The 1,047-nt window shown below is 60.1% G+C and carries 2 pseudogenes; one reads left to right on the top strand and one right to left on the bottom strand.

Features of this window, described 5'->3' with window-relative positions:
* Positions 1 to 150: 150 nt before the first annotated feature.
* Positions 151 to 420: pseudogene (locus IVB36_RS15250) on the bottom strand (ornithine cyclodeaminase family protein); the annotation flags it as partial.
* A gap of 68 nt (positions 421 to 488) precedes the next feature.
* Here IVB36_RS15250 and IVB36_RS15245 point away from each other — a divergent pair.
* Positions 489 to 1,047, top strand: a pseudogene (locus IVB36_RS15245) (IS5 family transposase); the annotation flags it as partial.

Genomic DNA, 1,047 nt, shown 5'->3' with positions numbered 1-1,047 from the left:
GCCGCGATCACCAGACGGCGCGGTCCGCTCGGATCGCGCCGTCGCCGGGCTCGTAACTCCGGTCGGGCTACGCCCTCCCTGCGTCACGAGCCCGGCGAAGCTCTCTCATCCTGATTGACGCTGCACTTCCATCCTGATTGCCGCGCCGCAAGTAAGATATCCGTTGTCCAGTAATAGGGCTTGCACCAGCCCTGTTCTACTGGAAAGCAGCACCATCATCCCGCTGGTGCTCGGCAGACCTATCTTCGGATTGTCAGAGAAGCCGGAACTCATCTTAATGGCAAAACTATCGAGGCCTGGCACGTAAGCCGTCTTGACGTCCACCTCGCCTCGATGTTGAGGAATATCAAGTCGAAGGATCGGCGGCATCGCCACGGGTCTAGTAGAGAGCGCATGAAACGCATCCTCGACGCATTGCACTAGGGTCTGTACCTAATTAACGAGTTCTGATTCCGTGGTGCCAAGTTGATTCGGCACGGGGGACTTCGATGCGCAAAGGACTGTTCTGGCTCAACGACAAGCAGTGGGCTCAGATAGAGCCGCATCTGCCAACGAACCAGACCGGCCCGGCGCGCGAAGACGATCGACGCATTATCAGCGGTATCATTCACATGCTCCAGTGCGGCGCACGCTGGCGCGATTGCCCGTCCGACTATGGCCCTTACACGACGATCTACAATCGGTTCAATCGCTGGGCTAAGCGCGGACATTGGCAGGCGATCTTTGAAGCGCTCGCCCGCTGCGGCAAGGACCGAGTGGCTTTGTCGATCGACTCCACCTCGATCAAAGCGCATCGCTCGGCGAGCGGCGGAAAAGGGGGGAGTGTGAACAGGCGATCGGCCGCTCGCGCGGTGGGCGGACCACGAAAATCCACGCGCTGAGCGACCCTGATTGCAAACCTTGCGCATTTCATCTCACTCCGGGACAAGCCGCAGACATTGCCGCAGGGCCGGCCCTTTTGAAGCTCGCGCCGCCCATGTCTTCCCTCATTGGGGACAAAGGCTACGATGGCGACGGCTTTCGCGCCGAAATCGTCAATCGCGGCGC

The sequence above is a fragment of the Bradyrhizobium sp. 35 genome, assembly GCF_023073215.1.
GTDB lineage: Bacteria > Pseudomonadota > Alphaproteobacteria > Rhizobiales > Xanthobacteraceae > Bradyrhizobium > Bradyrhizobium canariense_D.
Note: the sequence above shows the minus strand (reverse complement) of the source record. Positions and strands in the feature narration are given on the sequence as shown.